This window comes from Lentibacillus sediminis (assembly GCF_002763455.1).
Classification (GTDB): Bacteria; Bacillota; Bacilli; order Bacillales; family Amphibacillaceae; genus Lentibacillus_D; species Lentibacillus_D sediminis_A.
The window spans coordinates 190,374-204,840 of sequence record NZ_NIXK01000006.1 but is presented as its reverse complement, the minus strand read 5'-3'; the positions used below and the strand labels follow the sequence as shown (position 1 = coordinate 204,840).

The following is a 14,467-nucleotide window of genomic DNA, read 5'->3' as shown; positions in this document are numbered from 1 at the left end:
TTAACTTATGACATTACTATGGATCAATCTGCTGCTCGTTTTTGCATTTGCCTTTTTCGCCAGGTATTTTTCCCGGCCGGTATATGCCGGCGGAATGGCAATGACACAAATGATCCAGCCCAATAAACTGCTGATATTCGGTTCGATGGTGGTCCTTGTGCTTATTGCCGGCCTCCGTTCCAATATTGGGGATACCTTTAATTACAAAAATATATTTGCTGATAATACGTTCACCTGGGAATATGTATTATCCGAGAAAGATATCGGCTTTGGCGCATTGCAGATGATGTTAAAAAATTATGTTTCCGAAGATCCGCAAATCATGATTTTTACGGCTGCACTTATTACCAATGTTTTAATTGTTTTGGTTTTATCCAATTATTCCAGGATGGTTGAGCTCAGTTTGTACGTTTATATTACCGGCGGGTTGTTTCTCATATCGATGAATGGTATCAGACAGATGCTTGCTGCAGCCATTGCATTTACAGCTATTCGCTTTTTGCTTCACGGGAATTTTTTTAAATATGCGGCGGTAGTTGCCTTCGCTTCTTTATTTCATCAAAGTGCATTAATTCTATTGCCTGTTTATTTTCTTGTCAGGTTTAAAGCGTGGTCCAAAGCAACGTTTGGCTTAATCATTATGGTCGTTCTTATCGTTATCGGGTATGAAACATTTTCCAGTATTTTATTTACTGCCATTGAAGATACCCAATACGCAAATTATGACGACTTTGCCGAAGGAGGCGCCAATATTCTCCGGGTAGCTGTTGAGTTGGCCCCGCTGTTTGTTGCTTATTTAGGGAGAGAAAAGCTGAGGAGCGTCTTTCCGAACAGTGACATTATCGTCAATATGGCGTTAATTAGCTGTGTTTTTATGGTGGTTGCTACACAAGAATGGATTTTTGCCAGGTTATCGATCTATTTTCAGCTGTATCAACTAATTTTAATCTCCGGGCTGCCGATAGTGTTCCGGGAAAAAGACAGGAAGTTTGTATACCTCGCCATCCTGTTTTGTTATTTGGCGTTCTATTTTTACGAAAATGTCATCACACTCCATATTATATATGAAAGTGAGTATCTAAATTGGTAGAAAGGAGGGATGGTCATGACGATTTTGATTACAGGAGGAGCCGGATATATCGGAAGTCATACCTGTGTGGAGTTGCTGAATAACGGGGAGACCATCATCGTGGTAGATAACTTTTCCAACAGCAAACCCGAAGCATTAAACAGGGTCCAGCAGATAACGGGAAAAACATTTAGAATCTATGATGCGGATTTGTTGGATAAAAAACAGCTAAGAGAGATATTTCTGGAAAATGAGGATATAGATGCGGTGATCCACTTTGCTGGGTTAAAAGCAGTGGGAGAGTCGGTTGCCGTTCCGCTTTCGTATTACCGGAACAATATCAACGGGACACTGGTTTTATGTGAAGTGATGCAGGAATTTACGGTGAAAAACCTGGTGTTCAGTTCCTCAGCCACTGTCTACGGTGCTACGGATCAGGTGCCGATCACAGAGAATTCACCACTTGGATCGACAAATCCATACGGCAGGACAAAGGTGATGATCGAACAGATACTTGGAGACATTGCTTTTGCAGATCCAGACTGGAGCATCGCGTCTTTAAGGTATTTTAACCCGGTGGGGGCCCATGAAAGCGGCCTGATTGGCGAAGATCCGCATGGCATACCGAATAATTTAATGCCGTTCATTTCCCAGGTGGCCGTTGGGAAAAGGGAAGAGCTGCACATATTCGGCAGGGAATATAACACGAGGGATGGAACTGGGGTTCGAGATTATATCCATGTCGTTGATTTGGCAAAAGGACATTTGAAAGCATTGGAAAAAGTAACTGCGATGAAGGGGATGGATGCCTATAATCTTGGTACGGGAAAAGGCTTGAGTGTCTTGGAAATGGTGATGGCTTTTGAAAATGCAGCCAATAAAACGATCCCTTTTCGTTTTACTGAACCAAGACCGGGAGATGTAGCCGTCTGTTATGCAGACCCGTCCAAAGCAGGGTCCCAATTGGGCTGGCAGGCAGAAAGGGGGCCGGAAGCCATGTGCAAAGATACCTGGCGCTGGCAGCGTAATAACCCATCTGGTTATGACAGAAAAACGTTAACGGTGTATAAGGAAAAAACTCCACGACATGAGCCAGTGGAGTTTTTTAATAGTTGAAAATCTCGACAAGGGAGGGAGTAAAAGTGAAACGGTGCATGGATCTGGTTATTTCAATCTCACTAATCATCCTGCTGTCTCCACTCATGGTACTAGTCGCAGCTGTGATTAAAATTCGTATGGGAAGTCCTGTATTGTTTAAACAGGGGCGGCCCGGGCTTGGTGCACAACCATTCACCCTTTATAAATTCCGCACAATGGAAAAGGGTGAGCTTTCCGATGAGATTCGTTTAACGTCCCTCGGCAGGCAGCTTCGGAAATATAGTCTGGATGAATTGCCGCAGCTGGTCAATGTGGTGAAAGGCGAGATGAGTTTAGTCGGACCGAGGCCACTCTTGATCGAGTATTTGCCGCTTTACAATAAACAGCAGTCGCTCCGTCACAAGGTAAAGCCAGGGGTGACAGGCTGGGCACAGGTCAATGGCAGGAATGCAATAACCTGGGAAGAAAAATTTCAGCTGGATACATGGTACGTAAATAATCAACGACTCTCCCTGGATTTGAGAATACTGTTCTTAACGATTGCTAAAGTAGTGAAAAGAGAAGGAATCAATCAACAGCACGCCGTGACGGTAGAAAAATTCAGCGGCACGGAAGAAGTACGGCAATGAAGGTGATTATCCTGGGAGACGGCGGACACAGCAGGGTGATTCAGGAAATGCTTGAGACGATAGGCAGCGGTGAGGTAATTGCCATATTGGATGATAAATACACCCAGGGTTTTCAGCGAAATGGCGTGATTCATGCGGCCATTTCTTTTTTATGGAAGCTGCTACGGAGTAATACGAAAATTGTGGTGGCGATCGGCCATAATGAAATACGGAAAAGAATAGTAGATGAATTGAACCTGCCTGCCTCCCTTTATTTATCGGTGATTCACCCTACAGCAGTGATCAGTACATCTGCCATGATAGGGAGCGGCACCGTCATTATGCCATATGCCGTGGTCAACGCAAAAGCGGACATCGGGAGGCATTGTATTATCAATACGGCTGCTGTCGTAGAGCATGACTGTGTAATTGGTGATTATACCCATATTTCACCGAATGCGACATTGGCCGGAAATGTTAGTACCGGTGAAGGAGTGCATGTCGGCTCAGCTGCAACGATCATACCGGGAAAGCATATCGGACGCTGGTCGGTTATAGGTGCAGGATCCACCGTGATTGAACCCATTCCGGCATACAGCAAGGCAGTTGGGAGTCCAACGAGGATTATTGAAAGAATATTAATTAAGTAGTTATTCGGGAGGTGACAGGCACCATCAAATGTTTCGACAAAATCCGGGAGGTGACAGGCACCCTCCCCAAAAAAGGTGGTGGTTTTTTGACAGATTCAAGGATTTTTCTTTCTCCGCCACATTTGAGCGGAAAGGAAGAAAGGGCTATAAAGGAAGCAATTGCATCCAACTGGATCGCCCCGCTGGGACCCCATGTAGATGCTTTTGAAAAAGAAATGGCGACCTTCACCGGGGTTAAAAGCGCCGTTGCCGTCAGTTCAGGAACAGCAGCCATTCATCTGGCACTGGATTTACTGGGAGTCAAGGAAGGGGATAAAGTATTTTGCTCCACATTGACGTTTGTGGCAAGTGCCAACCCCATACTCTATCAGGGGGCAGAACCTGTTTTCATTGACTCCGAACCGGCATCTTGGAACATATCACCAAGAGCACTCAAAAAAGCTTTTCAGGATTCAGCGCAAAAAGGGACATTGCCAAAAGCTGTGATTGTCGTCAATTTGTATGGACAAAGTGCAAAGATGGATGAAATTATCGCCCTGTGCAATCAGTATGACGTGCCGATGATTGAGGATGCAGCCGAGTCATTGGGAACGATTTACAGGGGCGCGGCATCCGGTTCATTTGGCAGGTTTGGGATTTTCTCCTTTAACGGAAATAAAATTATCACAACATCCGGTGGAGGGATGCTTGTATCAAATGACGAAGCGGCAATGGAACGTGCGAGGTTTCTGGCAAGTCAGGCCCGTGACCCGGCACCGCATTATCAGCACAGTGTCAAAGGGTACAATTACCGGATCAGCAACCTGTTGGCCAGTGTCGGCAGAGCACAGCTTGAGGTGTTGGAAAAAAGAATTGCAGCACGAAGAAGTATTTTTGATATTTATTATCACTCACTGTCGGACGTTCCCGGAATCACCTTTATGCCGGAACTGAAGGACACAAAAACAAACCGATGGCTGTCCGTCATGCTTATCAATGAAACAGAAGCAAGGGTCACCGTAAGTCAGCTGCTACAGGCATTGCACAGGCAAAATATCGAAGCACGCCCTGTGTGGAAACCGCTCCATCTGCAGCCGTTATTTAAAGGAGCTGCCTACTATTCACACCGTACAAACGAACATGTAGCTGAATCGTTATTTGCAGCAGGGATTTGCCTGCCTTCCGGATCAAACTTAACAATCGACCAGCAAATACGAGTCATTACATGCATCAGGCAAATGATTGAAGGAGACATGAGTAAACGAAGCTATTTGATCTTAGGAAAACATGAGGTATAGAAAATGCTGGGGACAAATATAAAAAACATCCGTGAAAAGAAAGGGTTAACATTATCAGAATGTGCACAACGCGCGAAGGTATCGAAATCGTATTTGAGCAATATCGAACGAAATAAAAACAGGAACCCCTCCATTTCCATCCTTGAAAGACTTGCGAATGTCCTTGATGTGGATTTACGCCGATTAATTGATACAGATTTGGAAAATAGTGTCCTGTCTGATCGCGAATGGATGGAATTTGTCCATGAACTGAAGGAATCAGGGGTGAAGAAAGATCAGGTGCAGCAGGTGATTGAATTTACAAGATGGCAAAAAGAACAAAAGCAAAAGGAGTAACGAAATGGATAAATCACGTCCTGCCAGAATCCTGCATGTTGTTGGGGCGATGAACCGTGCCGGGACGGAAACGATGCTGATGAATATTTACCGGAACATTAACCGGGAGCACCTCCAGTTTGATTTTGTTTCCTACAGCAGAGAGAGTGCACATTACGATCAAGAAATAAAGAAGCTTGGCGGCAACGTATTCCACCTGTCCAAAACGACATCCATGAAAGAACTGTATCATGTCATGAAGAAACATGGACCATATGCGGCAGTGCATTCCCACACCTTATTTCATTGCGGCATTGCCAACGCTGCAGCCATTCTGGCGGGGATTAAAATAAGGATTGCCCACGCCCACACGACGGAGGATGACAGCGGCACTTTTTTGCGAAGAGTTTATATAGCGTTCATGCGTTTTATCATTCTATGCTCTTCTACTAAATTATTGGCTTGCAGTAAAGGTGCTGCAAGGTATTTATTTGGGAGTTCTGTACTGCAGATGGAAAAATATGCTTATTTTCCCAATGTGATCAACTATGAAGCATTTTTAAAGCATCGAGGAGCCGAAGTGAAGAAATACAAAATGGAAAAAGGCATGGGAAACAGTATGGTCATCGGCCATATAGGCAGGTTTATCGAAGCAAAGAATCATCTGTTTTTGTTAGACATATTTAAACGTCTGTTGGAGAAAGATCCTACCATTAAACTGCTGCTGGTAGGGGATGGGGAATTAAAAAAATATATAGAGAAGCGGGCAAAAAGAGAAGGAATCTATGAAAATATCACGTTTGCCGGTATTCGAGATGATATTGATACGATGCTTCACAGTATGGATGTATTTGTTTTTCCTTCCCTTTATGAGGGACTCGGTCTGGTGTTATTGGAAGCACAGGCAAGCGGGGTTTCCTGTGTCGTATCGGAGGCCATCCAGCATGAAGCTGATGTTGGACTGAATTTGCTGTGGACACTTTCCCTGGAGGAGGGAGGAGAGGTCTGGGCAGAAAAAATCAGGCAGGCAGCATCCGCCGGCAAAGAACGGAATGCCCATCGTGTGAAAGCGGCCTTCGAACAAAGCGGGTATTCCCTGGATGAAGGGGTTTCCACACTTATGGATATCTATCAGATTAGTGGGAGAGAAAAGAATGAAAGACATGTTAATCGCTTCTTTTGATATGGAAGTCGGCGGAGTGGAACGAAGTCTGATCAGTATGCTGGACCATTTTGATTACACAAATTACAAGGTCGATCTCATGCTGTATAAGCATCAGGGCGAATTTATGCAATTGCTGACAGACAGAGCAACGCTGCTAAGAGAGATTCCAGCGTACGCGACATTCAGGAAATCTATTAAACAGGTGTTTATGGATAAGCAAATTCCACTTGGGTTATCCCGCATTGTTTCTCGCATCCATGCCGATGTCAGAGGGAAGCTGAAGGGGACGAGCGAGCCGGGATACTATCAGATGCAGCTCATGTGGGAATATGCACTTCCATTCCTGCCGGAGCTGGAAAAGAAATATGATGTGGCTGTCAGCTATCTGTGGCCGCATTATTTTGTAGCGGAAAAGGTCGAGGCCAAGACGAAGATTGCCTGGATTCATACGGATTACGCGACGGTGGATACGGATGTTGAGCTGGATATGAAAATGTGGGAGAAATTTGACCATATTATTGCAGTGTCGGAAGCATGTGCGGCATCTTTTTTGCAAAAATATCCGGAACTGGAGCAACGGGTAACGGTGATTGAAAATATCACTTCTCCCCATCTCATTCGGAAACTGGCTGATGAACGGGTAGAGAGTCCCATGATGGACGATCAGCGCTTTAAATTGATAACGGTAGCCAGGCTATCCCATGCCAAAGGAATTGATCAGGCAGTGAAAGCATTAAGACAATTGAAGGACAGAGATTACAATTTTGCATGGTATGTTGTCGGGTATGGCGGTGATGAGACCATGCTGCATCAACTAATTGCCGAAAACGAGCTGGAGGACAACTTTTTTTTATTGGGGAAAAAGATAAATCCCTACCCGTTTATCAAAGCAGCAGACCTTTATGTCCAACCATCAAGATATGAGGGGAAAGCGGTCACTGTCGGCGAGGCACAGATACTAGGGAAACCGGTGTTGATTACGAATTACACCACAGCACCTAGTCAGGTACAGGATGGATTTGATGGGTGTATTTGTGAGCTGTCGGTGGAGGGGATCGCTGATGGTGTGGAAATGCTGTATAACGATCCTGACCAGAGACAGCAACTTGCAGCAAACTGTATAGAAACAGATTATGAAAATACCGGCGAACTGAAAAAATTGTATGCATTTGTTTAGAAGGGAGTGTCCACATGCTGGAAAGAGGCAAGGTCAGTATTGTTGTTCCGTTATATAAGGTGGAAAAGTACATCCATCGCTGCACCGACAGTATTCGGAACCAGACCTATACCAATCTGGAAATTATTCTCGTTAATGATGGTTCCCCTGATGAGTGCGGCAATATTGCAGAAGAATACCGGAAAAAGGACAGCAGGATAAAGGTGTGCCATAAGGAGAATGGCGGTCTTTCTGATGCACGCAATTACGGCATGAGAGAGGTAACTGGGGAGTATACGATGTTTGTGGATAGTGATGATTGGATTGCATCTGACATGGTCCAAAGTTTCATAAAAGCGATGACAGAGATGGAAGCGGACCTTGTTCAGGGAGCATTTTATTATGCCTATGATGATAAGCTTTTTGTCGACGAGCGATTTTTTAAACAAAATGCGGAGCCTGTAATTTTAAACAAAATGAATGCCATGAAAGAACTTGTCATTAATGAGAAGGTGAAAAATTTTGCATGGGGGAAGCTGTATAAAACCTCACTTATACAGAACATCCCTTTTAAAAAAGGCGTCTTATTTGAAGATGTGTTCTGGGCTCATCAGGTGATGCACCGGGTGGAGAAACTGGTACTGCTTCATCAGCCGTTTTACTATTATTATCAGCGTCCCGACAGTATCGTTGCTGCTTACACACCGAAGAACCTGGATATCATGGAAGGATTAAAGGAACGGCATCGTTTCCTGGAAAGCTATTTTCCTGAATTTCTGAATGAATCCTATAAGCTGATGTTAAAAACATGTCTGATCCACTATCAGCTGTTATGGAGAAACAAGGGAAAAAATGCGATGCATTGCCAGAAAATAAAAACTTATATCAGGCAGAATCACAGCTATTTCAAAAATGCAGTGGAACAAGATAAAGAATGGAGCAGGCAGTTAACATTATTTTCATTACATCCATCCCTGCAAATCGCTTATCTCGGTATAAGAAAAGGACTCCGCGCTTTAAGGGTCTTACCAAAACCGGAAGGACTGCATGCTGTGAAGGTAAATCCAGGAAAGGAGGCGGCCGTAAAATGAAACAAGTGCTGGCACGTTTGCTCATTTATTTTTTTAACCTATTTCCAATGCAAAACAACAAGATCTTCCTATTCAGCTATTATGGCAGCAACTATGGATGCAACCCGAAGTACATTTCAAATTATATTAGTGCGCATGATGCAAAAGGCAAATTCGATGTTGTCTGGGCCTTTAACCATCCAGATGATAAAACGGGACTAAAACATGTCCGAAAAGTAAAGACCATGTCGCTTGCCTATTTTTACGAATTATGCACCTCCAAAGTCGTTATCACAAACTACCGGACGACAGATTTATTTGTGAAGCGGAAAAATCAGTATTACATACAGACCTGGCACAGTTCACTGCGTTTAAAGCAAATTGAAAAGGATGCAGAAGATGTGCTGCCCCCGGGTTATATCCGAATGGCAAAAAAGGACTCGCGAAAATGTGACTTATTGCTTTCCGGGTGTGCATATAGTACCGCCATTTTCCGAAGGGCATTCTGGTGTGACGGGGAGATTTTTGAACATGGAACACCGAGGAATGATGTGTTGTTTCAGAATAACCGGATGCTTCGAAACAACATTCGCGAAAAGCTGAATATCGATCAGACAGCAAATGTTTTACTTTATGCTCCTACTTTCCGTAATAATAATGATTTGGATATCTACCAATTGGATTGGACCAGGATCACGGATACGTTAAGGAGTAAATTTGGAAATGACTGGGTTATTTTAGTCAAGCTGCACCCGCATTTACTGCACAAATCGGATCAGCTGGCCTATGGAAGCAATATGATGGATGTGACAGCCTATGATGACATTCAGGAATTGCTGCTCATTTCCGACGTCTTAATAACAGATTACTCATCACTGATGTTTGATTTTTCCATCACAAAACGCCCGTGTTTTTTATATATTCCGGATGTCAAAACATATACGGGGCAGGATCGAAAGCTGTATTTTGACCTGGATGAACTCCCTTTTATTTCTGCAATGAGTGAGGAAATGCTGCGCGAGGAAATCATGGCGTTTGACCAAAACAAGTATGAGCGGAAAATGACACGGTTTCATAAGATGACCGGATCGTTTGAACAAGGAAAAGCAAGCAAACATTTATTGGAACATATAGAACAAGTTTGTTTCGGAAAGCAGAGGAGGGAAACGGATGAAGCGATATAAAGTAGGGTATACAACAGGGGTTTTTGATTTATTTCATGTCGGGCACCTCAATATTTTAAAAAGGGCAAAAGAACAGTGTGACTACCTGATTGTCGGTGTCAGCACGGATGAGCTGGTGATGGAGTACAAACAAAGAAAGCCGGTGATCCCATTTGAGGAACGACAAGAGATTGTTGCAGGCATTAAGTATGTTGACCAGGTGGTCCCACAAATAAATAGGGATAAATTTGCTGCATGGGAACATTTACCTTTTGACGTCATGTTTGTCGGAGATGACTGGAAAGGAAATGCTCTTTTTAATGAAATGGAAAAGAAATTTGCTGCAGTTGAGGTGGAAATTGTTTATTTTCCTTATACGAAGGGTGTTTCTTCGACGATGGTGAAGGAGAAGGCAATGCTTTAGGGGGTGTGAAAATGAAACCAGTGATTAGTGTTATTGTGCCGGTTTATAATATTGAGTCGTACCTGCCCAAGTGCGTAGACAGTATTTTAGCGCAGACATTTACAGATTTTGAAGTGATTCTAGTTAATGATGGTGCAACGGATCAAAGCGGAGAAATATGTGATTTTTATGCAATGCACGATCAGCGGGTTAAAGTCATTCATCAGCCCAATGGCGGTTTATCAGCTGCAAGAAATAAAGGCATTTCGCAGTCCAGGGGAAAATACCTCTCTTTTGTTGATGGTGATGACCGGATAGATAAACATATGTTTGAAAAGTTGATCGAGAAATGTTTATTAACAGAATGTGATATTGCTGTTTGCGCCGTGGGAAGAGAGATAGATGGTGAAGAGACGTTCCAGCAGCCTAAAATGGAATCGATAATTGAGCTCGATAATACCGAGGGGATGAGAGAGCTCTTTAAAGGTCAGCTCTACCGATTCGCTGCATGCAGCAAACTATATAAAAAGGAATGCTTTGAAAGAATATCCTATCCGGAAAATAAAATTCACGAGGATCTGGCTACCACATATAAAGTAATGGCATGTGCCAGGAAGGTTACCTTCATCAACTATGTAGGATATGTATATGTGAAAAGGGAGGGTAGTATTTTAAACCAAAGCTATAACGAAAAACGCCTGGATTCCTTCCCTGCCTGGAAAGAAATTATTAAATTCATGGATCAAAATTACCCGGAACTTTCAAATGAATATTTGGCCTGTTTCGGCTATTGGGCCATTGATCATATGTTTTTCATTCACTACCAAATCGATGACAAACAAATCAAACAGGAATACCTGAAGTATATACGGAAATATATACAAAATAATTATAAGTCTCTTATCAGATTAAAGGAATTAAACCTAAAATCTAAATATCTCCTCAGCATCCTGGCATTAAATCCCAGGCTGTTTGTGGTAAATAATAAAATGACCAAGATGATAAAAAGCACAAAGGCTGCCTAGCAACGAGGGAAGGGAGGGGACTCTAAATGAAACCGAAAATAAGTATAGTCGTACCTGTTTTTAATGTGGAACCCTACCTGAAAAAATGTATTGATTCCATACTAAATCAAACATTCAAGGATTTCGAAGTGATTCTTGTAAATGATGGATCAACAGATAACAGCGGGCAGATATGTAATGAATATCTGGATATGGATGCCAGAATTAAAGTCATTCATAATAAGAATGGCGGTCTTTCTTCAGCGAGGAATGCAGGTTTAAGCGTGTCCAAAGGGGAATATGTCGGGTTCGTGGATAGTGACGATTATATAAGTGAAAATATGTATGAAATTTTATATCATCATGTAATAGAAGCTGCATCGGATATTGTTGTATGTGATTTACTTCCTGTTGAGGAAGGAGAATCACATGATGCAAACCAGGTTGACCCAGAATGCACTGTTTGTCATTATACAAATACTCAAGCCTTACATAAACTTTATGATGCAAAATCCACATTTGTTTATGCGGTGAATAAACTTTACAGAAGAAGTATTTTTAACGATGTGGCGTATGATAAGGGAAGATTATATGAAGATGAATTTATTATCCATCAGCTCCTTTATAAAAGCGAAAAAGTAACGTATATCCAGGCAACATTATATTTTTATGTGCAAAGAGCAGGAAGTATTGTCAATTCTTCCTTTTCTGTTAAAAAATTTGATAGAGTGTATGCCCTAAAACAGAGAGAAGTTTTTTTCAGAAATAAAAACCTGCCTGAATTGCATCAAAAAGCGCTAAAACATTATATGGAAGTTTTCTTTTGGTACTACTATCTTGCGAGACAGGATTTAAAAGAGGCTGGTCAAGAAAGGGAGGAACTAAAAAAAACCTTTAACGACAGCTTATATTCTCTTATGAAGCATCGGGAAATAGGACTGAAGCAAAAAGCAATGTTTCTGGTGTTTCGAGTCAATCCTGCACTGGTTGAATGGATCAAAAATTGGAGCGTATTTCAAGGCAGGGAACACCATTCAAAAATATAAATGGGAGGAGGTGAGAATAGAATGAAAAAGAAAAAGCTGTTATTTGTAATTGATTCACTTGATGTTGCCGGTGCAGAAAAGAGTCTTGTTTCATTACTGAATTTACTGGATTTTAACCGGTATGATGTGGACTTACAGCTGTTTGCATACGGCCATACACTGGAAGAATTGGTACCAAAAGAAGTTAATCTGTTGAAACCATTCAATTATACAAACTTTACAAAACTGAATGTAAAATCAGCACTCCTCCATGCTGTTTCCAACTCACAGCTTCACATGCTCACGTCCAGGGTGAAGTATTCACTTCGTATACGAAAAGGTTACTGCAACAACTCCAAGAAAGCGAGGGTATACTGGGAAAGTGTTTCGAACGTGATAGAAAAAAACCCGGTTGAATACGATGTTGCCATCAGTTATGCACAGGGCGTTCCGACATTTTATGTTGGCGAAAAAATAAAAGCAAATAAGAAAATAGCTTGGATCAATGTCAGCTATCGGCTGGACGTGGAAGAGAAGAAGTTTCAAAAACTCTTTTACGATCAATATGATAAAATAATTGCCGTTTCCCATTCTGCCAAAAATGTTTTCCTGGAAACATTTCCAGTTTACAAAGATAAGATGGACATACAATATGATATAAATAATCCTCAACTCATTTCTGAAATGGCTGAAACCGGGAAAGGGTATGAGGATTTTTTTGATGGGATTAGAATCCTCACCATCGGCAGACTTGCACACCAAAAGGGTTATGATACCGCATTGGAAGCATGTAAACGGCTGAGGGATGAAGGTGTACATTTTAAATGGTATGTTCTCGGGAAAGGACCATTAAAGGCGGAGATAGAAAAGTCCATTCGTGAAATGGATCTTGCGGAACATTTCATCTTGCTTGGTGTTGAGGCGAATCCCTACCCTTTTATAAAAAAAGCTGATGTTTACGTGCAAACATCAAGATACGAAGGATTTGGTCTTGCTATTGCTGAAGCGCGAATGCTGAATGTTCCGGTTGTAACGTCGGAATTTGACGCTGTTTATAATCAAATGACAGATGGGAAAAATGGTCTGGTTGTCCAAAGGGATGCAAAAGCCATTGCAGAGGGGATCAAACGCATCATAAATGATAAAGAGTTAAATAGCAGCATCATTGCATACCTGACCAATGAGAAAAAAGGGAATGTGGAGGAAATAGAGAGATTCTATCAATTAATTGAGTGACAAGGGGTGTCCAAACTGAGTGATGATTTAATAAGTGTAATCATTCCCACGTACAAAGGAGCAAACAAACTAACGCGTGCCATTGACAGTTTACGAAATCAAACATATCAATCAATTGAAATTATCGTGGTGGACGATAATGATCCTTTTTCTGCGGAACGTAAAGAGACAGAAAGCGTAATCCGCGGCTATCCATTATCAGGCATAAAATATATTAAGCACTTGAGCAATAGAAACGGAGCGGCAGCACGAAATACAGGGATCGCCGCCTCCGGGGGGAGCTACATCTGCTTTTTGGATGATGATGATTTTTATTTGCCAGATAGGATTGAAAAAAGTATCAGTGCACTTAAAAGCAATCACCAATACGACGCTGTTTATTGCGGGGTGGTGATGATAAAAAACAATAAAATAAAAAAAGTAATCAAAGCGGAAAAACCATTGGTTCAAAAGGATATTTTATTAAATGAGATGGTCATTGGTACAGGGAGTAATTTATTTTTTACAAAAAAAGCAGCGGATACATTAACCGGGTTTGATGAGGAGTTTACCAGACATCAGGATCTGGAGTTTCTGGGCAGGCTTTCGAGAAGTTTTAACATTATTCACTTGGACGAAGCCTTGATTGTGAAAGCGGAAAACGAAACGGATAATACACCGGATTATCCTGGGATTGCAACAGCCAAAAAGCTTTACTTTACGAAATTTGCTAAGGAAATTTCACAGTTGCATGAACAGGAAAAACAAAACTTTTTCTGCTATCACTACGATGTGCTTTTAAAATCAGCTCTCAATTCAACGAACGGATCCAATGCAGAGGAAGCTATCAGCAATTTGATGAAATATCGGGCTTTAACTCTGGATGAAAAAATACAGGCTCTTTTCATTGATCTTAAATACGTACATGGAGCGTATAAAGCAACCAGGGACATTTACCGCTATATAAGGTACCAATTTCTGTTTAAGCCTAAAGAACCTATATTGGCGATAAATGAACGTACGAAGGAATTTATTCTTCAAACACTGGGAGAAAGAACGTGAACAAGGACTAGCCGGTTTATACGGAAATTTATAGTATGGATTGTTTTCAAAAATGATTTACTGAAGATATTACCTCAGAGTAGACCAACTACACGTATAATCCTAGTTAACCTGATAGGTTAACGCTGGGAGGCTCACCAGCCTCCTCAGGAAAGTGAAGTGTATTCGTACTGTAGGTCAGATAGCA

At 42.0% G+C, this 14,467-nt stretch carries 15 protein-coding genes; all 15 read left to right on the top strand.

Annotation, left to right across the window (positions count from 1 at the left end):
* The first annotated feature begins 7 nt into the window (after nucleotides 1–7).
* The 15 genes from CEG13_RS11765 (at nucleotide 8) to CEG13_RS11695 (ending at nucleotide 14,280) form a co-directional block, all read left to right on the top strand.
* Nucleotides 8–1,090 (top strand): EpsG family protein, encoded by a 1,083-nt coding sequence (locus CEG13_RS11765; protein WP_100012075.1) that lies wholly within the window; start codon nucleotides 8–10, stop codon nucleotides 1,088–1,090.
* Nucleotides 1,091–1,105: 15 nt separating this feature from the next.
* Nucleotides 1,106–2,185: a UDP-glucose 4-epimerase GalE gene (gene galE, locus CEG13_RS11760; protein WP_100012074.1), complete on the top strand. Its 1,080-nt coding sequence runs from the start codon at nucleotides 1,106–1,108 to the stop codon at nucleotides 2,183–2,185.
* A 26-nt stretch (nucleotides 2,186–2,211) separates the two neighbouring features.
* On the top strand, nucleotides 2,212–2,796 hold the full coding sequence (locus tag CEG13_RS11755; RefSeq protein ID WP_275661805.1) for a sugar transferase: 585 nt from the start codon (nucleotides 2,212–2,214) through the stop codon (nucleotides 2,794–2,796).
* Nucleotides 2,793–3,425: an acetyltransferase gene (locus tag CEG13_RS11750; RefSeq protein ID WP_100012073.1), complete on the top strand. Its 633-nt coding sequence runs from the start codon at nucleotides 2,793–2,795 to the stop codon at nucleotides 3,423–3,425. Before CEG13_RS11755 ends, CEG13_RS11750 begins: the two co-directional genes overlap by 4 nt.
* Before the next feature lie 86 nt (nucleotides 3,426–3,511).
* Entirely contained in the window at nucleotides 3,512–4,702 is a 1,191-nt protein-coding gene (locus CEG13_RS11745) for a DegT/DnrJ/EryC1/StrS family aminotransferase (protein WP_100012072.1), read from the top strand.
* A 3-nt stretch (nucleotides 4,703–4,705) separates the two neighbouring features.
* On the top strand, nucleotides 4,706–5,038 hold the full coding sequence (locus CEG13_RS11740; protein ID WP_100012071.1) for a helix-turn-helix domain-containing protein: 333 nt from the start codon (nucleotides 4,706–4,708) through the stop codon (nucleotides 5,036–5,038).
* A gap of 4 nt (nucleotides 5,039–5,042) precedes the next feature.
* The gene (locus CEG13_RS11735) at nucleotides 5,043–6,200 is read left to right on the top strand and encodes a glycosyltransferase family 1 protein (protein WP_100012070.1); all 1,158 of its coding nucleotides are present in this window, start codon (nucleotides 5,043–5,045) and stop codon (nucleotides 6,198–6,200) included.
* Nucleotides 6,172–7,359, top strand: a complete 1,188-nt coding sequence (locus tag CEG13_RS11730) for a glycosyltransferase (protein WP_100012069.1) — start codon at nucleotides 6,172–6,174, stop codon at nucleotides 7,357–7,359. The genes CEG13_RS11735 and CEG13_RS11730 overlap by 29 nt, the downstream gene beginning before the upstream one ends.
* 14 nt (nucleotides 7,360–7,373) lie before the next feature.
* Nucleotides 7,374–8,429 (top strand): glycosyltransferase family 2 protein, encoded by a 1,056-nt coding sequence (locus tag CEG13_RS11725; protein WP_100012068.1) that lies wholly within the window; start codon nucleotides 7,374–7,376, stop codon nucleotides 8,427–8,429.
* Nucleotides 8,426–9,592 carry a CDP-glycerol glycerophosphotransferase family protein gene (locus CEG13_RS11720; RefSeq protein WP_100012067.1) on the top strand — a complete coding sequence of 389 codons (1,167 nt, stop codon included), beginning with the start codon at nucleotides 8,426–8,428 and terminating at the stop codon, nucleotides 9,590–9,592. Before CEG13_RS11725 ends, CEG13_RS11720 begins: the two co-directional genes overlap by 4 nt.
* Nucleotides 9,579–9,995, top strand: a complete 417-nt coding sequence (locus CEG13_RS11715; protein WP_100012066.1) for an adenylyltransferase/cytidyltransferase family protein — start codon at nucleotides 9,579–9,581, stop codon at nucleotides 9,993–9,995. The genes CEG13_RS11720 and CEG13_RS11715 overlap by 14 nt, the downstream gene beginning before the upstream one ends.
* Nucleotides 9,996–10,006: 11 nt before the next feature.
* Nucleotides 10,007–10,999, top strand: coding sequence for a glycosyltransferase family 2 protein (locus tag CEG13_RS11710; protein WP_100012065.1), 993 nt, complete (start codon nucleotides 10,007–10,009; stop codon nucleotides 10,997–10,999).
* A 26-nt stretch (nucleotides 11,000–11,025) separates the two neighbouring features.
* Nucleotides 11,026–12,024, top strand: a complete 999-nt coding sequence (locus CEG13_RS11705; protein ID WP_100012064.1) for a glycosyltransferase family 2 protein — start codon at nucleotides 11,026–11,028, stop codon at nucleotides 12,022–12,024.
* 21 nt (nucleotides 12,025–12,045) lie between these two features.
* On the top strand, nucleotides 12,046–13,239 hold the full coding sequence (locus CEG13_RS11700) for a glycosyltransferase (RefSeq protein WP_100012063.1): 1,194 nt from the start codon (nucleotides 12,046–12,048) through the stop codon (nucleotides 13,237–13,239).
* A gap of 6 nt (nucleotides 13,240–13,245) precedes the next feature.
* Nucleotides 13,246–14,280 (top strand): glycosyltransferase family 2 protein, encoded by a 1,035-nt coding sequence (locus CEG13_RS11695; RefSeq protein ID WP_100012062.1) that lies wholly within the window; start codon nucleotides 13,246–13,248, stop codon nucleotides 14,278–14,280.
* The last annotated feature ends 187 nt before the right edge of the window (nucleotides 14,281–14,467 follow it).